The organism is Mesorhizobium sp. M0437, assembly GCF_040321335.1.
GTDB lineage: Bacteria > Pseudomonadota > Alphaproteobacteria > Rhizobiales > Rhizobiaceae > Mesorhizobium.
The window spans coordinates 166,395-188,039 of sequence record NZ_JAMYRK010000002.1 but is presented as its reverse complement, the minus strand read 5'-3'; the positions used below and the strand labels follow the sequence as shown (position 1 = coordinate 188,039).

Here is a 21,645-nt window from a genome sequence, read left to right as displayed (position 1 = left end):
AACCGGCGTCATTGCTGCTAGCAGATTCAGGTAAACCGATATTAAAGCCGTTGCTTTGAATGGTAGCGAACCGGGTTTGTCCGGGCCCCATAGCTGGACATCAGCAATTTTGGTTCCTGGCGGACTCTAAACGACCAGCGGCATGAGTTGCGTGCTGCGCGCCGAACCGTTTCGGCTGGCCAAAGTTTCGCGTGGCGGCTCTTGACTGGGAGCGCGGGCGTAATACGGTGAGGACAAATACCGGCTCCGACCGCCGGGCGGCAAGAATGCCTCGTATGCCTCGCCCTGCGGCGGTGGCTGCGGGGCATTGTCATTTTTGAGGCATTGCTTGAAACGGCATATCGACATCGGCATTCTCTATTCGCGGTCCGGCAACTACCGGCTGGTGTCCGAATCCTGCCGTGCGGGTGCGATGAACGCCATCGCCGACGTCAACGGCGATCTCGCTATCCCATTCGAATTCATCCCGATCGAGAGCGACCCGCAGGGCAACATCGATCGCTATGCAAGCGGCTGCGCGGACATTCTCGCCAACAGCGGCGCGCGTCACATCATTGGCTGCGTCACCTCGTGGAGCCGCAAGGAGGTCATTCCAATCCTGGAAAGGGCAGGCGGCACGCTGTGGTACGCCTGCCCGTACGAGGGCTTCGAAGCCAACGAGCATGTCGTCTACACACACGCCTGCCCCAATCAGCATCTCGTACCGCTGCTCGCCTATGTCGTGCCTCGTTTCGGCGCCGATGGCTTCCTGCTCGGTTCCAACTACATCTGGGGCTGGGAGACCAACCGCGTGGCGCGCGACCTGATTGCGGACGCTGGCGGCAAGGTGCTGGGCGAACGCTATCTGCCGCTCGGCGAGGTCGATGTTGCGCGGCTGATCGCGGAGATACAGGCGACGAGACCTGATTTCATTCTGAACAATCTCATCGGCCCTTCTTCTTATGCCTTCATCGCTGCCTATGCGGAGCTTGGCCGGCGCGACCCGCATTTCAGGCCGGAGCGTTGCCCGATCCTGTCCTGCAATCTCACGGAATGCGAATTGCCGGCGCTCAACGGGGCAGGCGATGGCCACCTTTCCGTTGGGCCCTATTTTCACGACATCTCGGGGGCGGATCGCGGTGCGGTTCCAGTGCCTTCCGTCATGCCGGCCTCATCCTTCGAGGCGGCGGCTTATGCCTCGGTGCGCATGCTCGCCGAGATCCTCACCCTTAACCCCGGTGCACAATGGACGGACCTTCCCAAGGTCTTTTCCGAAACATCATTTCGAACGCCGCTGGGCGACATCGCCATCGACCAGCAAACCCAGCATGCTACCTTGCCGGTGCTAATCGGACGTATCGATGGAACATCGTTCAAAACGGTCACACTGACGAAGGGCGTGGCACCCGATCCCTACCTTTCCCGCTATGACCGGACGGAGACGTTCGGGCGGCCACGCCTGCGGGTGGTGTCGTGAGCAAGATGGCGCGTATCCCGAACCTTGGAGGCGCCAGGGCTTTTGTCCTGCATCGTCCACATCCGACCGTGCAGGCGATCACAAGGCAATTGTCGGCCATCGGCCTTGAGGCGATTGGCTTCTGGCCGGAACTGCCGGCCGAAGCCTTGGCGGCGGACTTCGTCTTCTTCGACGTCGATCTCGGCTTTGACGAGCAATTTCCGTGGAAGCCGGGCGAGGCGCCGATGCCGCTGATAGCACTGATCGGCTCCGAGGCGCCGGGGCGCGTCGAATGGGCATTGTCGCACAAGGCCGATGCGCAGTTGCTGAAACCGGTCGGCAATGCCGGCGTCTATAGCGCACTTTTAATCGCAAGGCAGAGTTTCGAGGCGCGCAAGCTTCTGGCCAGCGAGATTGCCTCGCTTCGTCAGCGGGTCGCGGAGCGCCAGACCATCGTACGCGCGGTAGAGGTCTTGTCGAAGGGCGCCGAGGACGGCCGTGCCTATGCGCAGCTCCGCTCGCTGGCGATGAGCTGGCAAATCAGTGTCGAGGAAGCCGCGCGCAGGATCGTGGCGATGACACAAGAAGAAGGCGACGATGACCAATCCGATCGCGCCTGAGCTTTCGGCCGCCGGGCGTATGCCAGCCAAGCCTCGCGCCGGCGTCTGGCGACGTCTGCTAAAACGGCCTCTCGCTTTGCTCGGCCTCGGGATTATTGCCGTTGTCTTGGCCGGCGCCATTCTTGCACCGTGGCTGACAGGCTACGATCCAAACGAGCAGATGTTCGACGGGCTCACGCTTGAAGGCGCGCCACTGCCGCCGGGAGCCCAGTTCTGGCTGGGCACCGACCTGCTTGGCCGCGACCTGCTGACCCGTCTCCTATTCGGCGCGCGCACGTCGCTGATCATCGGCATCGTCGCCAATGGCGTGGCGCTTCTGATCGGCACGCTGGTCGGCATCACCGCCGGCTATTTCCGCGGCTGGATCGGCAGCGCGCTTATGCGCTTCACCGATTTGATGATGGCTTTCCCGGCGCTGCTGCTCGCCATCTGCCTGGCGGCGGTGCTCCAGCCGAGCCTGTGGATCGTCGCCATGGTGATCGCATTGGTGAACTGGGTGCAGACCGCCCGCGTCATCTACACCGAGACAAGTTCGCTCTCCGAACGCGAGTTCATCGATGCCGAGCGCACCATCGGCGCTAGCGCTCCACGCATCCTGTTCCGCCATATCCTGCCACATCTTTTGCCGACGATCATCGTCTGGGGCACGCTCGGTATTTCGACCACGGTGCTGCTCGAAGCGACGCTCAGCTATCTCGGCATCGGCGTGCAACCGCCGACCGCGTCATGGGGCAACATCATCTTCGAGAACCAGACCTATTTCCAGGCCGCGCCCTGGCTGGTCTTCTTTCCCGGTGCGGCGATCCTGGCACTGGCGCTGGCCTTCAACCTGATCGGTGACGCACTGCGCGACATCCTCGATCCGACGCAAAGGGGGCGGGCATGATCGCCTATCTCGGCCGCCGCGTTGTCCAGTCGGTGCTCATCTTGCTCGGCGTCTCTCTGATCACCTTTGCGCTGCTCTACCTGCTGCCCGCCGATCCCGTCCGCCAGATCGCCGGCCGCAGCGCCACACCCGAGACGGTCGAAAACATCCGCCGGCAGCTCGGCCTCGACCAGCCCTTCGTCGTCCAGTATTGGCACTATCTGACCAGCCTTCTCAGCGGCGATCTGGGGCGCTCCTACATTCAGCGCTCGGAGGTCACGGAGCTTATCGTCTCGCGGCTGCCGGCAAGCCTGCTGCTGATGGTCGGCGCCATTGCCTGCGAAGTCGTGATCGGGCTGACGATGGGCCTCATCGCCGCCGTCAAGCGTGGCACCGCCACCGACCAGTCGCTGATGGTCGCCTCCTTCGTTGGCGTCTCGGCGCCGCAATTCGTCGTCGGCCTGATGCTGCTTTATGTGTTCGCGGTGCGGCTCGGCTGGTTCCCGATCGGCGGTTACGGCACCTGGCGTCATCTGGTGCTGCCGTCGCTGACCATGGGAATTCTCGGCGCCGGCTGGTACGCCCGCATGATGCGCTCGTCGATGATCGACGTGCTGCGCCAGGACTACGTGCGTACCGCGCGTGCCAAGGGTCTTGCACGCAGCGCCATTATCCTCCGGCACGCGCTGCCCAACGCCATCCTGCCGGTCATCGCCATGATCGGCATCGATATCGGCATCTTCATGGGCGGCATCGTGGTTGTCGAAAGCGTGTTCGGCTGGCCAGGCATCGGCCAGCTAGCCTGGCAGGCCATTCAGCGCATCGACATTCCGATCATCATGGGGGTCACCCTGGTTTCGGCCTTTGCCATCGTGCTCGGCAATCTCCTGGCCGACACTGTCGCACCGTTCATCGATCCACGCATCAAGCTCAGATGAAAACCAAGAAAACCAGAGAAAGGGAACATGACATGAGAAAATATCTAATATCGACCGTGGCGGCATCGGCGCTTGCGCTGGTGCTTGGCATGACAAGCGTACGTGCCGAAGACGCCGTCGATCCGAATGCCAAGCAGGGCGGCGCGATCACCATCACCTACAAGGACGACGTCGCCACGCTCGATCCGGCCATCGGCTATGACTGGCAGAACTGGTCGATGATCAAGAGCCTGTTCGACGGGCTGATGGACTACGAGCCGGGCACCACCAACCTGCGGCCCGACCTTGCCGAGAGCTACGAGATTGCGCCCGACGGCAAGACCTTCACCTTCAAGCTGCGCCACGGAGTGAAGTTCCACAATGGCCGCGAGATGACCGCCGACGACGTGAAATATTCGCTCGACCGGGTCACCAATCCAAAGACACAGAGCCCGGGTGCCGGTTTCTTCGGCTCGATCAAAGGCTATGACAACGTCGCTGCCGGCAAGGCGGAGAGCCTGGCGGGCATAACCGTCGTCGATCCCTACACGATCAAGTTCGAGCTGACCCGGCCCGACGCCACCTTCCTGCATGTCATGGCGATCAACTTCTCGCATGTGGTGCCGAAGGAAGAAGTCGAAAAATACGGCGCAGACTTCGGCAAACATCCGGTCGGAACCGGCGCCTTCAAGCTCGCCGAATGGACGCTCGGCCAGCGCGTCGTATTCGAGCGCAACCCGGATTACTGGCACGAGGGTCTGCCGCATCTCGACAAGATCACCTTTGAGATCGGCCAGGAGCCGATCGTGGCGCTGCTGCGGCTCCAGAAAGGCGAGATCGACGTTCCCGGCGACGGCATTCCGCCGGCGAAATTCCAGGAGGTGATGGCCGATCCCGAGCAGAAGGCCCGTGTTGTCGAGGGCGGCCAGTTACACACCGGCTATATCACCATGAATACCACCATGGCGCCCTTCGACAACGTGAAGGTGCGGCAGGCGGTCAACATGGCGATCAACAAGGACCGCATCGTCCAGCTGATCAACAACCGTGCGGTGCCGGCCAATCAGCCGTTGCCGCCGTCGATGCCTGGCTATGACAAGGAATTCAAGGGCTATCCCTATGACGTGGCCAAGGCCAAGGCCTTGCTTGCCGAGGCCGGGCATCCCGACGGATTTGACACGCAGCTGTTTGCCATGAACACCGATCCCAACCCGCGCATCGCGCAGGCCATTCAGCAGGATCTGGCGGCGGTCGGCATCAAGGCCAGCATCCAGTCGCTCGCGCAGGCCAACGTCATCGCCGCCGGCGGCGACAAGGCCGGTGCGCCGATGATCTGGTCCGGCGGCATGGCCTGGATCGCCGACTTCCCCGATCCGTCGAACTTCTACGGCCCGATCCTCGGCTGTGCTGGTGCCGTCCCGGGCGGCTGGAACTGGTCGTGGTATTGCAACAAGGCGCTCGACGCCAAGGCGGCCGAAGCCGACTCCATCGTCGACCCGGCCAGGGCTGGCGAACGCGCCAAGATGTGGAGCGAGATCTACGGCAAGATCATGGAAGACGCGCCCTGGGCACCGGTCTTCAACGAGCAGCGTTTCACCATGAAATCAACCCGCATGGGTGGCGCCGACAACCTCTATGTCGACCCGGTCCACATCCCGATCAACTACGACAATGTGTATGTGACCGATGTGCAATAACTGCGACTACACCATCCACGGGCGCCACCATCATTTCGGCTGGGACAATTCCTTTGTCCCGGCCGAACGGGTGGCGCCAGGGGCGACGATCGAGTTCCAGTGCTTGGACTCGTCCGGCGGGCAGCTGACGATGGAGAGCACCATCGACGACGTTGCTTTGCTCGACTTTGCCAAGGTGAACCCGGTCACTGGGCCAATCTATGTCGACGGGGCAGAACCGGGCGATGCCCTGAAAATCACCATCGAGGCGTTCAAGCCATCAGGCTTCGGTTGGACGGCGAACATCCCGGGATTCGGTCTGCTGGCGAATGACTTCTCCCAACCGGCACTGAATATCTGGAAGTACGACGCCGCCTCGCTCGAACCGGCGCTGTTCGGCAAGAGCGGCCGGGTGCCGCTCAAGCCCTTCGCCGGCACCATCGGCAATGCCCCGGCTGAGCCGGGTCTGCATTCGGTGGTTCCGCCGCGGCGCGTGGGCGGCAACCTGGATATCCGCGATCTCGCCGCCGGCACGGTGCTCTACCTGCCCGTAGAGGTCGCGGGCGCGTTGTTCTCGGTCGGCGACACGCACGCCGCGCAAGGCGATGGCGAGGTCTGCGGCACGGCGATCGAGAGCCCCATGAACGCCGTGCTGACGCTCGATCTGGTCAAGGATGCCCGGCTGCGGACGCCGCGTTTCACAACGCCCGGTCCGGTGTCGCGGCATCTCGACGCCAAGGGCTACGAGGTGACAACCGGTATCGGGCCGGATCTGATGGACGGCGCCAGGAGTGCCGTTTCCCAGATGATCGACCTGCTCTCCGGCCGCTACGGCATGGATCCGGTAGATGCCTATATGCTCGTCTCGGTTTGCGGTGACCTGCGCATCAGCGAGATCGTCGACATGCCCAACTGGGTGGTTTCGTTCTACTTCCCCCGCTGCGTCTTTGAATGAAGGTGGAGGACATCAAACGATCCAGGCAGGCCGCCGCGGAGAGTGGCTCTCTCAGGCCGGTACTCAGCGTCTCAGGCCTGAGCGTCGCCGTGCGCGGCGAGGAGGGCGAGCGCGACGTCGTTTCCGACCTGACATTCGGCCTGACGCGCGGCGAAACGCTTTGCATCGCCGGCGAGTCCGGTTCCGGCAAGTCGATGACGGCGCTGGCCATCATGGGCTTGCTGCCGCAGCCGGCGGCACGCATCGGATCAGGCTCCATCCGGCTCGGCGATCAGGACCTCGCGGCTCTCAGCGAGAGCGGCATGCGCCGCATCCGCGGCGACCGTATTGCCATGATCTTTCAGGAACCGATGACATCGCTCAATCCGGTGCTGTCCATCGGCCGTCAGCTCACGGAGGCGATCGATGCACACACCTCGATGTCGCGCTCCAACTCGCGGCTGAGCGCGCTCGAGGCGCTGAAGGCAGTCCGAATTCCGGATGCCGAACGGCGGCTCGAGCACTATCCGCACGAACTCTCAGGCGGCATGCGCCAGCGCGTGATGATTGCCATGGCTCTGGCCCTGAACCCGGACGTGCTGATCGCCGATGAGCCGACGACCGCCCTCGATGTCACGGTTCAGGGTGAGGTGCTGGAACTGCTGCGCGACCTGCAGCGCGAGCACGGCACCAGTGTTATCCTGATCACGCACGACATGGGCGTCGTCGCCGAGATGGCGGACCGCGTCATCATCATGCGTGACGGACGGATGGTCGAGCAGGGCAGCGCGGCTGACATCTTCAATCGCCCGCAGGCCGACTATACACGCGAGCTTCTGGCCGCCGTGCCGCGCATTGGCGGCGGACGGACCGTCGAAGAACGACAAGACGCCGCCAACATGCCGGCCGAGCTTGTATCTGTCAGCGATCTTCACGTCCGCTTCGACCTGCACGGCGGCTTCTTCGGCCGCGTTGACCGCAGGGTGCACGCGGTCGAAGGCGTCAGTTTCTCGATCGCGCCGCACGAAACCCTGTCGCTGGTCGGCGAATCGGGCTGCGGCAAGTCGACGACGGCCAAGGCGATCGCCGGGCTGGTGCCCTACACCGGCAGCATTTTAATCGGCGGCCAGGACTTGTCGGCGCTCAGCCGCAAGGAGCGCAAGGCTGTCCGCCGCAATGTGCAGATGATCTTTCAGGATCCGTTCGCGTCCCTCGATCCGCGCATGCGGGTCGGCGATCTCGTCGCCGAGCCTCTGCTGATCCACGGCCTCGGCGACAGAGAGCAACGGCATGCCCAGATCGCCGCCCTGTTCGAACGCGTCGGCCTCTCGGCTGACCAGATGGAGCGCTATCCCCACGAATTCTCCGGCGGGCAGCGCCAGCGAATCTGCATTGCGCGGGCGCTGGCGCTGCGACCAAAGCTGATCATTGCCGACGAGAGCGTCTCTGCTCTCGACGTGTCGGTGCAGGCGCGCGTGTTAAGATTGCTGAAGGAGCTGCAGCGCGAATTCGGCGTCGCATATCTCTTCATCTCGCACGACATGGCGGTGGTCGAGAACATCTCCGATCGCGTGGCGGTAATGTATCTGGGGCAGATCGTCGAGATGGGCACCCGCGACCAGATCTTCTCCAACCCGCGCCATCCTTACACAAAGCGGCTGATCGAAGCCGTTCCGGTTCCCGATCCAGGCCGGCGCCGCGCCCGGTTCGCCCGTTTGGACAGCGAAATTCCAAGCGCTGTGCGGCGCATCGGTGACGAGCCCCGGAAACTCAAGCTCGAAGATGTTGGCGACGGCCACCTCGTCGCCACTTGATCGAGCTTAGGCTGCCTCGTGCAGCCAATCCCGCAGAGGCTCGGGGACAGCTGCATATGTGATGTTCGAGCGGAGGAAAATGATCGGCGATGGCGCTGCCGCGGCAGCGCCGTTCGGCGATGCCGAGTTGGCAACATCACCCGTTTACACCTGACATGTTAGCGTGCTAACGCTACATCCACATTGATTTCAACGGAGATCGTATTGGCTTCCCGCTTTGGTCTTTCGGTTGCCCTGACCACACCCTTCGACCCGTCGGGGCAGATAGCGCTCGCGCCGATGATCGCGCATGCCCGAGCCTGCCTTGGCGCCGGCTGCAGCAGCGCGACGCTGTTCGGCACCACCGGCGAAGGAGCCTCGGTCGGCACCGACGAGCGACGGATCGTCACCGAGGCCATGCTGGCGGCCGGTATTCCGCCACATCAGCTCGTCGCCGCAGTGCTGGTCGATGCAGCCGAAGATGCCGCCGATCAGGCCCGGCACGCTTTGCAGCGCGGCGTTCGCAACATTCTGCTCGCTCCGCCGAGCTACTTCAAGAATGTCGGCGAGGACGGGCTGTTCGGATGGTTTTCCGCCGTCTTCGCCGCACTCGGTCCGCTGGCGCGCGACGTGCTGCTCTATAACATCCCCTCAGTCACCATGGTGCCGCTCCCGCTTGGGCTGATCGGCCGGCTGCGCGCCGCCTTTCCCGCTGTGGTGGCCGGGGTGAAGGATTCCGGCGGGGACTGGAGCTACAGTGAGGCGCTGCTTGAGGCGCACGTCGATCTGGTGATCCTCATCGGCGACGAACGGCATCTCGCGAGAAGCGTGCGCCGCGGCGGACAGGGCGCGATTTCCGGCATGGCTAATTTTGTTACCGGCGAAATCCGGGCAATGGTCGAAAACGGGGGCGACGACCCACGCGTCGAAGACTTCGTGCTCGAATTGCTCAAATACCCGGTCACGCCGGCGGTGAAGGTCATGGTCGCGCGCAAGACCGGCGACGAGCGCTGGCTGGCGGTCCGCCCGCCCCTGGAGCCGATCGATCCGCAGGGACAGCGGCAGCTTGCCGCTGCCTTCGACAGGCTGTTTGCGACAGAGGCAGCCTGACCGACAAGGCCGGGCTGACCGACAAGGAAGCGAGCTGAAGTGGAAGACGGCAGCGAACCGATCACTCTCCGGGAGAAGGCCTATGCCAGCTTCACGCGGCATTTGCTGGCCCGCGATCTGCGGCCGGGGCAGTTCGTGTCACAGCGCGAACTGGTCGCTTTCACCGGGCTGCCGCTGGGTGCCATTCGCGAGATCGTCCCGCGTCTCGAGGCCGAGGGACTGCTGACCACCATCCCGCAGCGCGGCATGCAGATCGCGCATATCGATATCAATCTGATCCGCGAGGCGTTTCAGTTTCGGTTGTTCATGGAACGCGAGGCAGTGGCGCTATTCACGACCAGCGCTTCTGATGCCGAACTTGCCCGCATGCGGCGCGAACATGAAGAGATGCTGGCCCAAGCTCTCGGGCAGGCACCGACGCCGGAAATGGAAGCCAAGGCCCAGAACATCGACTGGGCGATGCACGACACCTTCATCAATGCGCTCGGCAACGAGATTATCGCCAAGGCCTATCTGGTCAACTCGGTGAAAATCCGGCTGATCCACCAGGAGCGTTTCCGCATCGACGGTCGTGTGGTGCCGGTGATGCGCGAACATTTGGCGGTCATCGAAGCCATGGAGAGCCGCAATCCGCAAAGAGCGGTTGAAGCGATCAGTCTGCATATCGACAATGCGCGCCGGCTGGCGCTCCAGATCTGAGGAAATATAGCCGCGCCGCGGTTTGCGGCGCATCCACAACGACAGCACCGGGAGGAAGAAATGTCGTCCAATCTGTTCAACCCAACCAGGAGGCAACTCCTTGCCGGAACCGCGGCGCTAACCGCTGCCGGCCTTGTGGGGCTTCGCCCCGGCTTTGCCGCAGGCGTTGACTGGAAACGCTTTGCCGGGACGACGCTTGACGTCAATCTGGTGAAAAGCCCGCGCAGCGACACCATCCTGAAATATCTCGCCGAGTTCGAGGAACTGACCGGCATCAAGGTCAATGCCGAGGCAACGCCCGAGCAGCAGCAGCGCCAGAAGACGGTGATCGAGTTGAGCTCGGGCAAGCCGAGCTTCGACGTCGTGCATCTGAGCTACCACGTGCAGAAGCGCCAGTTCGAGAAGGGTGGCTGGCTGGCCGACATCGCCGGCTATCTCGCCGATCCGTCGCTCACCGACCCGGCGCTGGTCGAAAGCGACTTCGCCGAAGCCGGCATGCTGTTTGCCAAGGACGGCCAGGGCGTGCTGCGCTCGCTACCGTTCTCGGTGGACTACTGGATCCTGTATTGGAACAAGGAGCTGTTCGAGGCCAAGGCCCTCAAATACCCAGAGACCTTCGAGCAACTTGTGGCAGCCGCCGAAGCGCTGACCGACCACTCGACCAATACATACGGCTTCGTCGCCCGCGGGCTCAAGAACGCAAACACGCCGGTGTGGACGTCGCTGATGCTCGGCTACGACATGACGCCGCTAGATGACAAGGGCAAGCTGCGCACCGAGGCTCCCGAGGCGATCGAGGCTGCCGCGCTCTATCAAAGATTAATGACCAAGTCCGCCCCTCCGGGCGTTACCGGGTTCAACTGGGCCGAAGCACAGTCGGCCTTCCTGCAGGGCAAGATCGGCATGTGGCTCGACGGCGTGGGTTTTGCCCCGCCGATGGAAAATCCGGAAAAATCGAGGGTGGTCGGCAAGGTCGGTTACGGCGTGATGCCCAAGGGTCCCAAGGCGCATGCCTCGGGCACCTTCGGCGACGGGATTGGCGTTACCGCCGCCAGCGAGAAGAAGGAGGCTGCCTATCTGTTCTGCCAGTGGGCGGTATCGCCAACCATGGGCGCGCGGCTGTTGCAGGCCGGCGCCGGTGTTCCGTTCCGCAAATCCGTGCTGGAGGATCCCAAGGTGCGTGAAGGCGTCACCATGCCGGCAAGCTGGCTTGATGCCGTGGTCGGCTCGGGCAATATCAGTCGGCTGGCACTGCCGGTCATCATCCCGGTCACGGAATTCCGCGACATCTATGGCGTGGCGCTGACCAACATGATTGCCGGCGCCGATCCCGCCGCGGAGCTGAAGAAGGCCACCGAACAGTTCCAGCCGGTTCTCGACAGGAGCGAGCAGGGCTGATGTCGGCCACCACCCCAGAACAGACCGGGGTGACGATGCCGGTTATCGACGGGAGCCAGACGATCCGGCTGGCTCCCAACTACTGGCCATTCGTCGTCCCCGCACTCGTCGTCGTCGGCGCCGTCATCGTTTTCCCCTGGGCTTTCACCCTGTGGATGAGCGTCAATCGCTGGACGCTCGGCCAGTCGCGGAGTTTTGCCGGGATGGAAAACTATCTCCGCCTGGCCAGCGACCCACGTTTCTGGGAATCCCTTGTTCATACGTTGACCTACACCTTCCTCTCGGTTGCAGCGCCGATGCTGCTGGGCACCCTGGCCGCCCTGATCTTCGATGCCAGGTTTCCGCTGCGCGGCTTGCTGCGCGGCGTCTTCGTCATGCCGATGATGGCGACACCCGTTGCCGTCGCACTGGTTTGGACAATGATGTTCCATCCTCAGCTTGGCGTGCTCAACTACCTGCTGTCGCTGGTCGGCATCCCGGCCCAGGAATGGATATTCAACGCCAACACGGTCATCCCGTCGCTGGTTGCGGTCGAGACCTGGCAGTGGACGCCGCTCGTCATGCTGATCGTGCTTGGCGGGCTGGCCTCGGTGCCGCGCGAGCCCTTCGAAAGCGCCGAGATCGACGGCGCCAATGCCTGGCAGCAATTCCGCTATCTCACTCTGCCGATGATCGCGCCGTTCCTGATGATCGCGGTCATCATCCGCACCATCGATGCGCTGAAGAGTTTCGACATCATCTACGCGATGACCCAGGGCGGGCCGGGTACGGCGTCGGAGACCATCAACATCTATCTCTACAACACCGCCTTCTCCTACTACGATATCGGCTACGGCTCGGCCATGGCCGTGGTGTTCTTCATTGTCATCGTGGCCCTGTCGTTTGTCCTGCTGATGCTGCGCCAACGCTCGCAGTGGATCGATACGGAGGGCAAATAGATGAGTTCACGGCTGCTCAACCAGATCGGTCTGTTTTTCGCTGCCCTGGTTTTCGTCTCGCCGGCGATCCTGTTCTTCCTCTGGATGATCTCGCTGTCGCTGAAATTCGAGATCGACAACGGTGCCTATCCGCCGATCCTGATCCCCGAACGCTTCGCCTGGTCGAACTATGTAAAGGTGTTCGAGGAGAACAATTTCCTGCTCTATCTCTGGAATTCGGTTCTGGTGACCGGTACGGCGACCTTACTGGCACTGTTGATCGGCGTACCGGCCGGTTACGGCATCGCGCGGCTCAAGGCCGAGAGATCCGCCGTCGTCATCATGATCGCCCGCATGACGCCTGGGCTATCCTATCTCATCCCGCTGTTTCTGCTGTTCCAATGGATCGGGATACTCGGCACGCTGTGGCCGCAGATCATCATCCATCTGGTGGTGACGGTGCCGATCGTGGTGTGGGTGATGATCGGTTATTTCGAGACCACGCCGATGGAACTGGAAGAGGCGGCCAACATCGACGGCGCCAGCTCCTGGCAGGTTTTCCGGCTGGTTGCCCTGCCCATCGCCAAGCCGGGCATCGTCGTCGCCTTCATCCTGTCCGTGATCTTCTCGTGGAACAATTTCGTCTTCGGCGTCGTGCTCGCCAGCCGTGAGACGCGCACACTGCCGGTCGCCGTCTACAACATGCTGTCCTACGAGCAGGTGAGCTGGGGGCCGCTCGCCGCGGCGGCGCTGGTGGTGACGTTGCCGGTGCTGATCCTGACCATGTTCGCGCAAAGGCAGATCGTGGCGGGGCTGACCGCCGGCGCCGTCAAGGGCGGTTGAGCGCGCGCCCGGACATCACTCTTTTTCCAGGAAAGATCCAATGGCATCGGTAACGATCAACAACGTGCAGAAGGCCTTCGGGCCACCAAGATCATTCACGACGTCAGCGTCGACATCGCCGACGGCGAATTCGTCATCCTGGTCGGCCCGTCGGGATGCGGAAAATCGACGCTGCTGCGCATGATCGCAGGCCTTGAGACGATCTCCGGCGGGAAGATCGCCATCGGCGAACGCATGGTCAACAATCTGCGCGCGCGGGACCGGAACATCGCCATGGTGTTCCAGAATTATGCGCTCTATCCGCATATGACCGTTGCCGACAACATGGGCTTTGCCCTCAAGATCAAGAAAGCCGACCCGGCCGACACCGCTGGCCGGGTCCGGAAGGCAGCCGGCATCCTCGGCCTGGAAAAGCTGCTTGACCGCTATCCGCGCCAGCTTTCGGGCGGCCAGCGCCAGCGCGTCGCCATGGGCCGCGCGATCGTACGTGACCCGCAGGTCTTTCTGTTCGACGAGCCGCTCTCCAACCTCGACGCCAAGTTGCGCGTCCAGATGCGCGGCGAGATCAAGGCCCTGCACCAGCGGCTGGGTACCACGACGATCTATGTCACGCACGACCAGATCGAGGCCATGACGATGGCCGACAAGATCGTCGTGCTGCATGACGGCCTGGTCGAGCAGATCGGCGCGCCGCTGGACCTCTACGACCATCCGGCCAACCTCTTCGTTGCCGGTTTCATCGGCTCGCCCGCCATGAACTTCATTGCCGGCCGCATCGAGGAGGGCGTGTTCCGCAGCGCCGGCGGGTTGGTCCTGCCGTTGCCGGAAGGCGCCCAGCCCGCGGATGCCGCAGGACGCGAACTCGTCTACGGCATTCGACCGGAACATATCCGGGCGACGGGGCAAGGCGTGCCGGGTACGATCACGCTTCTCGAGGCGACAGGCTCGGAAATCTTCGCCAGGGTCGACTGCTCCGGTGAAGAAATTTCCTGCCTTTTCCGAGAAAGGCTTGCGCTCAGGCAGGGCGAAGGGGTGGGGATCGAGATCGACCGCGCATGTGCGCATCTGTTCGACGCAGCAACCGGTCGGCGCATCTGACCCAATGGTCTGGTGAATGCGTGGTCGGCCTTAGGTCGGCAACGCGAATTCACCGGCGAGTTCGATGGCGCGGCCTTCGCTGGCCGATCTCTGGGCGCCGAGACCCATGACGACGGCCCACCAGCCGTCTTGCAAGGTCACTTCCACTTTGCCTTGTTCGCGCACCGCAGCGGTGAAGCGGGCGTGCTCGAAATAGTCGAACCGCTAGGGTCGCCTGCCTCGATCAGCCGGGGGTCGACGGGAATCTCCAGCAGGCGTGGTCCAGGCGGATTGCGCGGACTGACGATCAACTGGGGCACTGGCGCAGGGCCAAGCTGGGTCGGCCAGAAACGGCCTGGTCCGGGAACCAGACATTCGATCTTTCCGTCGCCGCCGACAGCGCAGAGTTGCTCCTGGTAGCGGCTGCCCTCGGCAAACATGCAGAGTTTCCAGCATGGCGCGCGCGCCGCGAGGGCGCTCTCTGCGATCATTGCTGCCACAGGATGATCCGGAAACGCTTCAAAGTGAATTTTCTCGTGGGCGGTCTTCGGCACTACGGAGATCCGCGCCGGATGTTCGCGCGCCTGAATCCGGCTGACCGACAATACGACCTGTGCTGAGGTTCAGTACGAACTACCGATCAGGGCAGATGGGATGTTCGTCCGCGTGATAGCGGCGAGGCGTGAAATCCGCGATCGTTCTGCAGTTCTGCTTTGCTGCAGAGCCGCAGCTCGACGGAGACGTTCTCGTGAACCTGTACTGCGCACCGTGCGTTTGCAGCCTTGCCGAACATCTCGCTCTTCGGGAGGCGGATACCTCCTTCGATAGCGAGCGCATCGACCGGGTGTCGAGGCAATCATGAGCCGAGCCCGCAAGATCGCAATCGCTATCGTCGCCCTCATGGTGATTCCAATGGCAGCTATTTGGAGCTGGCAATGGTTCACGCGGGGCCGGTTCGAGGAAACGACCGATAACGCCTATCTCCGCGGAGACATTACCAGCATCGCGCCGAAGCTCGCCGGTTACGTCGTCGAAGTCGACATAGACGACAATGCCAGTGTGTCAAAGGGTGCTGTCCTGTTTCGCATCGACGACAGCGACTACAAGGCCAAGGCAGAGCAGGCGAAAGCCAACGTCGCCGCCCGGCAGGCGGAAATCGCCAACATCAAGGCGACCCGTGAACTGCAGGACGCATTGATCGCGCAGGCTGAGGCGCAGAAGCAATCTGCCGCAGCCGACCTGCAATTCGCCCGAGCCAACCTGAACCGCTACGTCACGCTGCAGAAGAACGGGACCGCAAGCGATCAGAAGCTGCAGGATGCGCAGGCCGGCCATGACAAGGCAAAGGCATCGCTGGACGGTGCAGAGGCCAATCTGCTGGCTCAAAAATTGAAGCTCGGTGTCCTGGATGCACAGTTGTCCGGTGCGCAGGCAGCCCTGTCCCAGGCACAGGCAGCGCTCGACCTGGCAATGCTCGACCTGGCCAACACCGTCGTGAGGGCCCCGGTCGGCGGCATCGTCGGTAATCGCCAGATCCGTGTCGGCCGCTATGTCACGCCAGGGACAGCAGCCTTGGACATCGTTCCGGTTAACGATGTCTGGATCGTTGCCAACTTCAAGGAAACACAGCTGAAGCAGGTTGAGATCGGCCAACGGGTCCGCGTCATGGTTGATGAATATCCAGATCTGCAAATCGACGGCCTTGTCGACAGCTTCGCTCCCGGTAGCGGCGCGGCATTCAGCCTGCTGCCGCCGGACAACGCCACCGGAAACTTCATCCGCGTCGTCCAACGTGTGCCGGTCAAGATCAGGATGACGCGCAATCCGTTGCCCGGCCGCCTGGTTCCGGGACTCTCGGCTCGTGTTGCCATCACCGTCGGCACCAGGGATGCTCCGGCTGTAGCGCAGGAAATGCAGACAGGCGGGATTGCGGACGGGCGCTCAGCACAATGATGCACCTCGCCGAAACGGCGGCTGTGCAGCGCCATCCCGGTACATTGCGCGCTTGCTTGATAGCAACCGGCGTCGTGCTGGCCGCCTTCATGGACGCGGTCGCATCCACTGCACTGTCCATCGGCCGGATCGACATGCTCGGCGACACCTACGCAACGTTGGACGAACTGGCGATGATCGACGTTGTTTTCATCGCCGCCAAGCTGACGGCGTTCCTTGTCGCTCCGCTACTTGTGACGGCAGCCAGGCCGACCGCCTGCCTGCGCGCGGCGGTTGTCACCCTTCTGCTGGCATCCGCGGCCTTGACGTTGTCGGTGGACCTCACCTGGATTTGCATCTGCCGCATTGTCCAAGGGCTGGCTGGCGGCACAGTTCTCGTCGCCAGCCAGACACTGCTGTTCTTTCGGTTACCGCACCGGCATCAGCCGGTCGTTCAGGCGGTTTTTGCCGTAGGCGCCGTCATGGCTCCGACGACCGTCACGCCGGCCCTGCAGGGCTGGCTTGTCGACCATCTGACCTGGGAGTGGATATTCCTGAGCATCATTCCGCTCGGCATCGTCTCCCTTGTCCTGTTGGCGGCGGACGGCGATCGGACCTTTTGGCGGAAAACCAGGTTTCCTGCCGTCAGGATATTGTTGCTCGGCATCAGCGCCGCGCTTTTGACCTACGTCCTGCTGCAAGGCAGCAGGTTCAACTGGTTCGACGACACCGACATCACCTTCCTTGCCGCAACCGGTATGACGGCTGCCGGCCTCCTGGCCGTCTGGGAGACCCGCTTTCGTTCAGAAGGCTCACTGCTGGCCATCTCGCCCCTTGGCAATCCGGACTTTCGCTTTGGCCTTCTCGTCAGCTTCGTCGCCGGCTCTGCCCTTTCAGGCAGCGCCTATCTTATTCCGGCTTTTGCCCTCAACGTGCTCGATTTTACCGCGACGGGCGCAGGAGTGCTTCTGCTGCCCAGCGGAGCCATGCTCGCGCTTGGACTTCTGTTGTCCGGCTTCGTCATCCAAAGGACCGGGATGCGCCCGATCACGCTTGCGCCATTTGGCATTCTGCTCTTCGCAGGTGCCATGTGGCTGCTGTCCGCTTCGACGAGCGGTAGCGGATCACCGGACCTGACCCTTGCTCTGCTGCTGCGAGGATTCGGCCTCGGCCTTCTGTTCGTGGCACTGACGCTGGTTACGCTGCAGGGCCTTGCCGCCAATGCGTTGCCGTTTGGCATCGGGCTGTTCAACTTCGGCAAGCAGGTGGGCGGTCTGACCGGCACAGCCCTCTTGCAAACGTATATTGATCACCAGAATGTCCACAACCGGACGATACTGGCGTCCCACCTCGTCAATGGCGATCCAGCCGTAGACCAGCGCTTGAGAGCAACTGCGAACGCTCTGGCGAACAGTGTCGACAGCACTGCGGCGACAAAGGCCGCCCTGCCGCTGCTGCAGCGCGCGCTTGAGAAGCAGGTCGCCACGATCTCGTTCGACGAAGCTTTCTTCGCGCTCGTCCTGCTGTTCGCGGTCGCTGCGCCCTGTCTCATTGTCGCCAAACAATTGCTCGGCCGCCAAGCCGCTCCGCAGAACTAAAACCGCGTCCACGCCCTGTACTTTGGAACAGATGTATTGGTCGGGAGAGGCTTCCAGATTATCTCATGAGCCGTGTTAACCGGACGAGACAGGGATGACGAATGCAGAGGTTTTTCCGGTTTCACTCTGCAGCCGACGAAGAGGCAGCCGAGCGTCTTACCTGTCCGGCTCGTATTCCCAGTGGTAGGTGTTGATGCATCGATCCGCGTCGCTCCTCGCGCGAGGCCATCGTTGGGGCCCCCGCAGCGCGATAACTCCGCGCAATGCATGGATTTCCATGAGATGCAGCCGAGGCATGGCGGAACTAGATTTAGGCGGTGAGTTCGCCTGTCCAGATATTGAAAACAAGTGCTATATCAAGCGCTGACCGTCCCAAGGCTTTTTTGTCCGACAGGAGAAGCCAATGACAGCAGCGTCCAACTCACTTGACGAAATCGAGCCCGAAGCAACGCTAGCGCTGCAAATCATCGAGAGCATGCCCGGCCACGCGTGGGCAGCCGATGCCGCCGGAAGATTCACCTATGTCAGCCCAAACACGCTGACGTTCCTCGGCAACATGCATGAGGATCTCAACACTTCCGAAGACGACGATGATTTCGGCTGGCGTCGAGCCGTCCATCCCGACGATTATGATCCCGTAGCCGCCAGATGGCGGCATTGCCTCGAAACCGGCGATCCCTATGATACCGAGCATCGCCTGCGGCGCGCCGATGGCGTCTATCGCTGGTTTCGAAGCTCAGGACGACCATTTCGCGATAGTCAGGGGCGCATCGTTCAATGGTACGGCACGACAATAGACATTGAGGACCAGAAACGGGCCGAGTCAGCATTGCGTGACCGGGAGCGGGAACTTTCGCAGTTCGTGGACATGGTCCCGAGTCACATCTGGCGGCTCGATCCAGACGGCGAGCCGATCTTCTTCAATGGGCGCATGGTCGACTTTCTCGGCCTCGATGTAGCGGATCTGGACCGACCGGGCATGAGCCGGCTGGCGGTGATGATACAGGCCGCCGTTCATCCGGACGACGCGGCAGCATTCGGCGATGCACTTCGTGGTTGCTTCGCTACCGGTGCGAGCTTCGCCATGCGCTATCGCCTGCGCCGTGCCGATGGCGTCTATCGCTGGATGTCGAGCCGGGCGGAGCCGATGCGCGATGGCGCTGGCCGCATCGTCCAGTGGTACGGCCTCTGTCACGACATAGACGATCAGATGCACGCCGAAGCGGCGTTGCGGCAGAGCGAGCAGCAACTTCAGCACATGATCGACGCCGTGCCGGTCCGCATCTGGAGTGTGATGCCGACCGGCGGGCCGGTCTACTTCAACAAGCGATACCAGGACCATTTCCGCTCCGTTATCGCGAACTTTGACGCGCTCGGCGAGCCGGGAATCGAAACGTTGCTGCACGAGGTGATTCATCCCGAAGATGCGCCCGAGGTGCAGCGCACGTTGCTGAGGTGTTTCGAAACTGGCGGCGGCTCCGCGATGCGGTTTCGCTGGCGCGAAAAAGACGGCACCTATCGCTGGGCTGAGTGCAGGGTCGAGCCGCGACGCGATGACGACGGAACGGTCGTGCAGTGGTACGGGGTTTCTCTCGACATCGACGATGAGGTGCGCGCGCAGGCGGCGTTGCGCAAAAGTGAGCGGCGCCTTCAGCAGCTGATCGACACCGTGCCCGCTTTGATCTGGAGTACGACACGGGAAGGGACGCCTTCCTACGTCAACAAACGGTTCACCGATGTAACCGGGGCCACGCTCCACGACATCACCGCCCCGGACGGCTCGCCGTCGCTGAGCGTGATCCATCCAGACGATATCGACACCGCACGGCAGGCGATCCGCCATTCATTCGCAACGGGCGTGCCTTACGTTCAGAGATATCGCCAGAGGCGGGCCGACGGCCGCTATCGCTGGACCGAGACTCGCGCCGAGCCGCTGCGCGACGAAGATGGCAGCATTCTCCAATGGTACGGCGTGAGCGTCGACATCCATGACCTGGTGACCACGCAAGCCGCGTTGCACGACCGGGAACGAGAGCTCTCGCAACTCGTCAACATGGTTCCGAGCTACCTCTGGCGGCTGTCTCCCAACGGTGAGCCGAGCTTCTTCAACAAGCGCCTGATAGATTTTCTCGGCCTGGACATAGCGGACGCGGAAAAGCCGGACACGAGCCGGCTGGCGGCCTTCATTGCCACCGTCGTCCATCCCGACGATGCAGCCAGCCTGAGGGAAGCACTCGACAGCTGCTTTGCCACCGGCGAGCGATTCTTCATGAAGTATCGCCTGCGCCGTGCCGATGGCGTTTATCGTTGGATGGAGGGCCGCGCGGAGCCGCTGCGGGACCAGGGTGGACGCATCGTCCAATGGTACGGCCTTACGCACGACATCGACGATCAGCTGCGCGTCGAAGAGGCGCTGCGCGAGAGAGAACGGGCTCTCTGGCAGCTCGTTGAAACGCTGCCGGCAATGATCGATTGCGCCGCGCCGGATGGCGAACCGATATATCGCAGCCAGCAGCTCCGCGAATTCCTCGGATACAATCTTGAGGAATTGGACGAAGCGGGAAAGTCCCGGCTGGCTGGCACACTCGACGCCGGTGTTCATCCCGACGACCTGACAGGTGTCAAAGAGAGATATGCCGATTGTCTGTCCACAGGCGAGCCGTATGCGCGACGGCACCGTCTGCGGCGCTTCGATGGTGAATATCGCTGGGTCGAGACGCGCGCCGCGCCGATGCGCAACGCTGAAGGCGCCATAGTGCAGTGGAACGTTATCTGCCTCGACATCGAAAATGAGGTGCGGACACAAGAGGAGCTTCGGCTGGCACAAGAGAGACTTGCGCGTGCGAGCCAGGCGGCGAGCCTTGCCGAACTCTCCGCATCCATCGCTCATGAGGTGAACCAGCCGCTGGCCGCCATCGTCGCCAACTCCAACGCATGCCACCGTTGGCTGTCCGCCGAGCCCCCGAACGTCGAGCGCGCGAAGATCACGGCCGAGCGTATCATCCGCGATGCCAACTCGGCGGCGGATGTCGTCAGCCGCATCCGTGCCTTGTTCAGACCTTCGCTTGAAATGAGAACCAGCACGCCGATCCCCAGCGTCGTTGCCGAAGCACGTGACCTTATGGCCGAGGAAGCCATGCGGCGTCGCGTTCGCATGGACATCGACGTCGAAAGCAACCTTCCGCTCGTTGCGTTCGATCGCGTCCAGATCCAGCAGGTCCTGGTCAACCTCATTCGCAACGGCATGGAGGCGATGGACACCACGGCGGGCGACAAGGTTCTTGCAATGCGCGTGCGCCGGATAGAGGACACGATCCAGACCGAGGTCCGCGACCGAGGCCCGGGTATCGAACGTCCCAACAAGATATTCGAGCCGTTCTTTACAACGAAAGGGAACGGAATGGGCATGGGGCTCGCGATCTCCCGTTCGATCATCGAGTCTCACGGCGGACGCCTTTGGGCGGAGAATAGCATGCCGCGTGGGGCGACATTCATCTTCACCCTCCCGGTTGAAGCGAAAGCTGCGCAATAACTGGCGGCGCTCAGTAAGCGCTTGGTTTTTGGCTCTCGGTGAAGGGGCGCCGCCGCCCCGTGCAATGCATGGATTTCCATGAGGTGCGGTTGGGGCGTGGCGGGATTAGGGTGGCGACGTGAGTCCGTCAGCCCAGTCCAGCTATCAAGAGCAAGTGCTACACGAAGCGCCGACAATCTCCAGAGTTTGTTTGTCCGTTAGGGGCACCCGATGACGATAGCGCCCAACTCACTTGGCGAGACCGATTCCAGCGCAACGCTCGCGTTAGCGCATGACTTGAACCGATCCGGACCGGGAAG

The 21,645-nt window shown here is 62.5% G+C and carries 16 protein-coding genes and 1 pseudogene; 16 read left to right on the top strand and 1 reads right to left on the bottom strand.

From position 1 onward, the window contains the following. The first annotated feature begins 328 nt into the window (after window positions 1-328). The 13 genes and pseudogenes from NKI72_RS02225 (at window position 329) to NKI72_RS02165 (ending at window position 14,305) form a co-directional block, all read left to right on the top strand. On the top strand, window positions 329-1,456 hold the full coding sequence (locus NKI72_RS02225) for a transporter substrate-binding protein (protein ID WP_352849865.1): 1,128 nt from the start codon (window positions 329-331) through the stop codon (window positions 1,454-1,456). Then, window positions 1,453-2,055 (top strand): ANTAR domain-containing response regulator, encoded by a 603-nt coding sequence (locus NKI72_RS02220; protein WP_352455770.1) that lies wholly within the window; start codon window positions 1,453-1,455, stop codon window positions 2,053-2,055. Before NKI72_RS02225 ends, NKI72_RS02220 begins: the two co-directional genes overlap by 4 nt. Before the next feature lie 19 nt (window positions 2,056-2,074). Next, window positions 2,075-2,941 (top strand): ABC transporter permease, encoded by an 867-nt coding sequence (locus NKI72_RS02215; RefSeq protein WP_352470704.1) that lies wholly within the window; start codon window positions 2,075-2,077, stop codon window positions 2,939-2,941. Beyond that, window positions 2,938-3,858 carry an ABC transporter permease gene (locus NKI72_RS02210; protein WP_352470630.1) on the top strand — a complete coding sequence of 307 codons (921 nt, stop codon included), beginning with the start codon at window positions 2,938-2,940 and terminating at the stop codon, window positions 3,856-3,858. The genes NKI72_RS02215 and NKI72_RS02210 overlap by 4 nt, the downstream gene beginning before the upstream one ends. 32 nt (window positions 3,859-3,890) lie before the next feature. After that, window positions 3,891-5,534, top strand: a complete 1,644-nt coding sequence (locus tag NKI72_RS02205) for an ABC transporter substrate-binding protein (RefSeq protein WP_352470629.1) — start codon at window positions 3,891-3,893, stop codon at window positions 5,532-5,534. Beyond that, window positions 5,524-6,468 carry an acetamidase/formamidase family protein gene (locus tag NKI72_RS02200; RefSeq protein WP_352470628.1) on the top strand — a complete coding sequence of 315 codons (945 nt, stop codon included), beginning with the start codon at window positions 5,524-5,526 and terminating at the stop codon, window positions 6,466-6,468. Before NKI72_RS02205 ends, NKI72_RS02200 begins: the two co-directional genes overlap by 11 nt. Further along, entirely contained in the window at window positions 6,465-8,261 is a 1,797-nt protein-coding gene (locus tag NKI72_RS02195; protein ID WP_352849864.1) for an ABC transporter ATP-binding protein, read from the top strand. The genes NKI72_RS02200 and NKI72_RS02195 overlap by 4 nt, the downstream gene beginning before the upstream one ends. 204 nt (window positions 8,262-8,465) lie before the next feature. Beyond that, window positions 8,466-9,350: a dihydrodipicolinate synthase family protein gene (locus tag NKI72_RS02190; RefSeq protein WP_352849863.1), complete on the top strand. Its 885-nt coding sequence runs from the start codon at window positions 8,466-8,468 to the stop codon at window positions 9,348-9,350. A 39-nt stretch (window positions 9,351-9,389) separates the two neighbouring features. Continuing rightward, a complete protein-coding gene (locus NKI72_RS02185) occupies window positions 9,390-10,049 on the top strand; it encodes a GntR family transcriptional regulator (RefSeq protein WP_352470625.1) in 660 nt (219 codons plus the stop codon). 60 nt (window positions 10,050-10,109) lie between these two features. Next, on the top strand, window positions 10,110-11,447 hold the full coding sequence (locus NKI72_RS02180; protein ID WP_352470624.1) for an extracellular solute-binding protein: 1,338 nt from the start codon (window positions 10,110-10,112) through the stop codon (window positions 11,445-11,447). A 35-nt stretch (window positions 11,448-11,482) separates the two neighbouring features. Further along, a complete protein-coding gene (locus NKI72_RS02175; RefSeq protein ID WP_245274609.1) occupies window positions 11,483-12,385 on the top strand; it encodes a carbohydrate ABC transporter permease in 903 nt (300 codons plus the stop codon). After that, on the top strand, window positions 12,386-13,207 hold the full coding sequence (locus NKI72_RS02170) for a carbohydrate ABC transporter permease (protein WP_023674179.1): 822 nt from the start codon (window positions 12,386-12,388) through the stop codon (window positions 13,205-13,207). A gap of 40 nt (window positions 13,208-13,247) precedes the next feature. Further along, window positions 13,248-14,305 (top strand): annotated as a pseudogene (locus tag NKI72_RS02165) (ABC transporter ATP-binding protein). Window positions 14,306-14,442: 137 nt separating this feature from the next. Here the strand turns inward: NKI72_RS02165 and NKI72_RS02160 are convergent. Then, on the bottom strand, window positions 14,443-14,838 hold the full coding sequence (locus tag NKI72_RS02160; RefSeq protein ID WP_352612452.1) for a hypothetical protein: 396 nt from the start codon (window positions 14,836-14,838) through the stop codon (window positions 14,443-14,445). Between the two features lie 304 nt (window positions 14,839-15,142). On the opposite strand from NKI72_RS02160, the gene NKI72_RS02155 reads away from it, so the two are divergent. The 3 genes from NKI72_RS02155 (at window position 15,143) to NKI72_RS02145 (ending at window position 21,346) form a co-directional block, all read left to right on the top strand. After that, the gene (locus NKI72_RS02155) at window positions 15,143-16,237 is read left to right on the top strand and encodes an HlyD family secretion protein (RefSeq protein ID WP_352470621.1); all 1,095 of its coding nucleotides are present in this window, start codon (window positions 15,143-15,145) and stop codon (window positions 16,235-16,237) included. Continuing rightward, complete coding sequence (locus tag NKI72_RS02150) at window positions 16,234-17,814, top strand: MFS transporter (protein WP_352612454.1); 1,581 nt, start codon at window positions 16,234-16,236, stop codon at window positions 17,812-17,814. Before NKI72_RS02155 ends, NKI72_RS02150 begins: the two co-directional genes overlap by 4 nt. A 403-nt stretch (window positions 17,815-18,217) precedes the next feature. Continuing rightward, a complete protein-coding gene (locus NKI72_RS02145; RefSeq protein ID WP_352849862.1) occupies window positions 18,218-21,346 on the top strand; it encodes a PAS domain-containing protein in 3,129 nt (1,042 codons plus the stop codon). The last annotated feature ends 299 nt before the right edge of the window (window positions 21,347-21,645 follow it).

Excerpts from the sequence above, each read along its gene's own strand:
- NKI72_RS02215 (WP_352470704.1), top strand. The coding sequence starts at position 2,075 with ATGCCAGCCAAGCCTCGCGCCGGCGTCTGGCGACGTCTGCTAAAACGG.
- NKI72_RS02210 (WP_352470630.1), top strand. The coding sequence starts at position 2,938 with ATGATCGCCTATCTCGGCCGCCGCGTTGTCCAGTCGGTGCTCATCTTG.
- NKI72_RS02205 (WP_352470629.1), top strand. The coding sequence starts at position 3,891 with ATGAGAAAATATCTAATATCGACCGTGGCGGCATCGGCGCTTGCGCTG.
- NKI72_RS02200 (WP_352470628.1), top strand. The coding sequence starts at position 5,524 with ATGTGCAATAACTGCGACTACACCATCCACGGGCGCCACCATCATTTC.
- NKI72_RS02195 (WP_352849864.1), top strand. The coding sequence starts at position 6,465 with ATGAAGGTGGAGGACATCAAACGATCCAGGCAGGCCGCCGCGGAGAGT.
- NKI72_RS02180 (WP_352470624.1), top strand. The coding sequence starts at position 10,110 with ATGTCGTCCAATCTGTTCAACCCAACCAGGAGGCAACTCCTTGCCGGA.
- NKI72_RS02175 (WP_245274609.1), top strand. The coding sequence starts at position 11,483 with ATGCCGGTTATCGACGGGAGCCAGACGATCCGGCTGGCTCCCAACTAC.
- NKI72_RS02170 (WP_023674179.1), top strand. The coding sequence starts at position 12,386 with ATGAGTTCACGGCTGCTCAACCAGATCGGTCTGTTTTTCGCTGCCCTG.
- NKI72_RS02155 (WP_352470621.1), top strand. The coding sequence starts at position 15,143 with ATGAGCCGAGCCCGCAAGATCGCAATCGCTATCGTCGCCCTCATGGTG.
- NKI72_RS02150 (WP_352612454.1), top strand. The coding sequence starts at position 16,234 with ATGATGCACCTCGCCGAAACGGCGGCTGTGCAGCGCCATCCCGGTACA.
- NKI72_RS02145 (WP_352849862.1), top strand. The coding sequence starts at position 18,218 with ATGACAGCAGCGTCCAACTCACTTGACGAAATCGAGCCCGAAGCAACG.